Origin of the sequence: Stenotrophomonas sp. 3diitr2024, assembly GCF_042136455.1 — a bacterium.
Taxonomy (GTDB): Bacteria; Pseudomonadota; Gammaproteobacteria; order Xanthomonadales; family Xanthomonadaceae; genus Stenotrophomonas; species Stenotrophomonas sepilia.
This window is the reverse complement of record NZ_JBHHMJ010000267.1, coordinates 1-3,414: the sequence shown is the minus strand read 5'-3', so window position 1 is coordinate 3,414 and position 3,414 is coordinate 1. Positions and strand designations below refer to the sequence as shown.

The 3,414-nt window shown below is 67.2% G+C and carries 3 protein-coding genes; all 3 read left to right on the top strand.

Annotated features, from left to right (window positions below; all coding sequences use genetic code 11):
• Nucleotides 1-1,743: DUF885 family protein (locus ABGA94_RS06190; RefSeq protein WP_375366683.1), on the top strand; the 1,743-nt coding region annotated here is incomplete at its 5' end.
• A gap of 16 nt (nt 1,744-1,759) precedes the next feature.
• Nucleotides 1,760-2,830, top strand: coding sequence for a serine hydrolase (locus ABGA94_RS06185; RefSeq protein ID WP_053498963.1), 1,071 nt, complete (start codon nt 1,760-1,762; stop codon nt 2,828-2,830).
• Nucleotides 2,827-3,231 (top strand): VOC family protein, encoded by a 405-nt coding sequence (locus tag ABGA94_RS06180; protein ID WP_053498965.1) that lies wholly within the window; start codon nt 2,827-2,829, stop codon nt 3,229-3,231. Before ABGA94_RS06185 ends, ABGA94_RS06180 begins: the two co-directional genes overlap by 4 nt.
• Nucleotides 3,232-3,414: the final 183 nt, after the last annotated feature.

The window sequence follows — 3,414 nt, the reverse complement described above, 5'->3', positions numbered from 1 at the left end:
CGGCCGGTCGCCCCGGCCCGGGCCGTACCCAAGCAGGTGCAGCTGGAGCGCCTGTACGACGAGTACTGGGATGCCTCGATGCGGTTGAACCCGCTGCAGGCCACCTTCCAGGGCGAGGCCCGCTACAACGACCAGCTGCCCAACATCCTGTCCGCCGCTTGGCGCCAGCAGTCGCACGACTTCACCACGCAATGGCTGGGCAAGGTCGAGAAGCTCGGCAGTGACGGCCTGCAGGGCCAGGACCTGCTCAGCTACGAGATCTTCGTGCGCGACGCGCGCGCATCGCTGGCCGCCGAGCGCTACCCGAGCTGGATGATGCCGATCAGCCAGTACTACAACATCGGCAGCATCATGGCGATCCTCGGCTCCGGTGCGGGCGCACAGCCATTCAACACCGTGCAGGACTACGACACCTGGTCACGCCGTTCGCTGGGCATTCCCGAGCTGTTCGACCAGGCCATCGACAACATGCGCCAGGGCATGAAGGCCGGCGTGGTGCAACCACGCGACCTGATGGAAAAAGTGCTGCCGCAGCTGGATGCGGTGATCAAGCCGACCGCCGAGGAGAGCATTTTCTGGTCGCCGATCCGCACCATGCCGAACACCATCCCGGCTGAGGACAAGGCGCGCATCAGCGCCGAATACAAGCGCATGATCGAGCTGCGCATCATGCCGGCCTACCGCGCCCTGCGCGGCTTCATCGCCACCGAATACCTGCCGGCCACACGCACCAGCAGCGGCCTGGGCGCATTGCCCGATGGCCAGGCCTGGTACGCCAACCTGATCGTGCAGACCACCGCCAGCGACCAGACCGCCGCACAACTGCATGCGCTGGGCGAACAGCGCGTGCAGGAACTGCAGGCGCAGATCGCCACGGTGATGAAGGACGCCAAGCTGCGCGGCTCTCCCACCAAGCTGCTGCGCAGCATGCGCAACGACCGCCAGTTCCAGTACGGCGACGCCAACACGCTGATCAACCGCTACCGCCAGGTGCAGCAGCAGGTCAGCGCACGCCTGCCGCAGGTGCTGGATACCTTGCCGAAGGCACCGCTGGAGGTCCGTGCGGTGGAGCCGGAGCGCGCACTGACCGCCGCCGCTGCCGCCTATCAGCCGTCGGCGGCCGGGCAACCGGGCGTGCTGTACATCAACACCCGCGACCTGCCCAGCCGCAAGCGCTGGAACGTGCCGGTGCAGTACCTGCATGAAGGGATCCCGGGCCACCACGTCCAGCTGGGCCTGCAGCAGGAGCTGGCCAAGCTGCCACGCTTCCGCCGCCTCGGTGGCGATCTCGCCTTCGTCGAAGGCTGGGGCCTGTACGCCGAAACGCTGGGCGAGGACCTGGGCATCTACACCGATCCCTACGACCGCATCGGCTACCTGTACTCGCGCCTGCTGCGCGCCGCCCGCGTGGTGGCCGATACCGGCGTGAACGCCCAGGGCTGGAGCAAGCAGCAGGCCGTCAGCTACCTGCAGAAGACCGTGGACATGAGCAGTGACGACGCCAACGCCGAGGTGGAGCGGATCATGGCCCAGCCCGGCCAGGCACTGTCGAACGTCGCCGGCCTGACCACCATCGTTGCCCTGCGCGACAAGGCCAAGGCGCGCCAGGGCGCCGCCTTCGACCTGCGCCGCTTCCACGCCGAACTGCTGAAGGACGGCTCAATGCCGCTGGACGTGCTTGACCGTAAGATGGAACGCTGGATGGTGCAGCCGGCCAGCACTACGCCCACGCCTTCACCTTGACCCCTCCGGAGCCGTCATGCGCCCTGCCGTCGCCCTGTTCGCCGTCGTGCTGGGCCTGCTGCCTTCAACGGGTATCGCCGCACCGGTGCTGAAACCACCGGATGCGGGCATCGACGGCCTGATGCAGGCCTACGACGGCCAGGTACCCGGCGCTGCAGTCCTGGTGCTGCACGACGGGCAAGCGGTGTTCCGCCGTGGCTACGGCCTGGCGGTGGTGGAGGACGGCACCGCCGTCACCCCGGCCAGCAACTTCCGGCTGGCCTCGGTCAGCAAGCAGTTCACCGCTGCGGCGGTGCTGCTGCTGGTGGAGGATGGCCGGCTTGGGCTGGATCAACCTGCCCGGCAGTGGCTGCCCGAACTGCCCCCGGCTGCCGCGGCCATCACGATCCGCCAGCTGCTATCGCACACCGGCGGCCTGCTCGACTACGAAGACCTGATGGATCCGGCTGACACTCGGCAGGTGCATGACGCCGATGTGCTGACCCTGCTGTCGCGCCAGGACCGGCTGAACTTCGCGCCGGGCACGCAGTACCACTACAGCAACAGCGGCTATGCGCTGCTGGCACTGATCGTCGGCCGCGCCTCCGGCCTGGATTTCGCAGCCTTCCTGCAACAGCGCATCTTCCGCCCGCTAGGCATGGCCCACACCGTGGCCCATCAGGACGGCATCGATACCATCGCCGCACGCGCCTATGGCTACAGCTGGATCGATGGCCGCTGGCAGCGCACCGACCAGAGCGCCACCAGTGCCGTGCTCGGCGATGGCGGGATCTACTCCTCGCTGGACGACCTCGCCCGCTGGGATGCGGCGCTGTACGACGACCGCCTGCTGTCGAAGGCCTCGCGCCGCGCGATGTTCAGCCCGGCCACATCGACATCCGAACCGGATGTGCCGCACTACGGCTTCGGATGGCGCCTGAACGGCCCGGTGCAATGGCACAGCGGCGAAAGCATCGGCTTCCGAAATGTGATCGTTCGATACCCGGAAAAGCACTTGACCGTGATCGTGCTGACCAATCGCAACGATCCCGAACCGTACCCGCTGGCGCAGAAGATCGCCCAGCGCTGGCTGGACACCCTGCAATGAACACCGGTTCCGACGCCCTGCTGGGCATCCACCACGCGGCACTGATCTGCAGCGATTATGCGTGTTCAAAAGACTTCTACGTCCGTATCCTCGGCCTGCGCGTACTGGCCGAGAACCACCGCGCCGCGCGAGACTCCTGGAAGCTGGATCTGGCCCTGCCCGACGGCAGCCAGCTGGAACTGTTCTCGTTCCCCTCGCCACCGCCCCGCCCCAGCCGCCCGGAGGCCCAGGGCCTGCGCCACCTCGCGTTCCGGGTCGCTGCGCTGGAGCCGTTCATCGAACGCCTGGCCAGCCACGGCGTGGACTGCGAACCGATCCGCGTGGACGAATACACCGGCCGCCGCTTCACCTTCTTCGCCGACCCGGATGGCCTGCCGCTGGAGCTGTACGAAGTCGGTTGAGGCCCCGGGGGTCAGATCCCTTTTCCGACGGAAAAGGGATCTTGATCTGGCCCCCTGAAAACGGACGCCATGAAGCCGTTTCAGGCGGCAGCCCGGAGCTGCCGGGCGTAGTTGTTAGGCGAGTGGTAGCCCAGCGCCGAGTGTAGCCGGGCTGGATTGTAGAAGCCGTGGATGTAAGCAGCG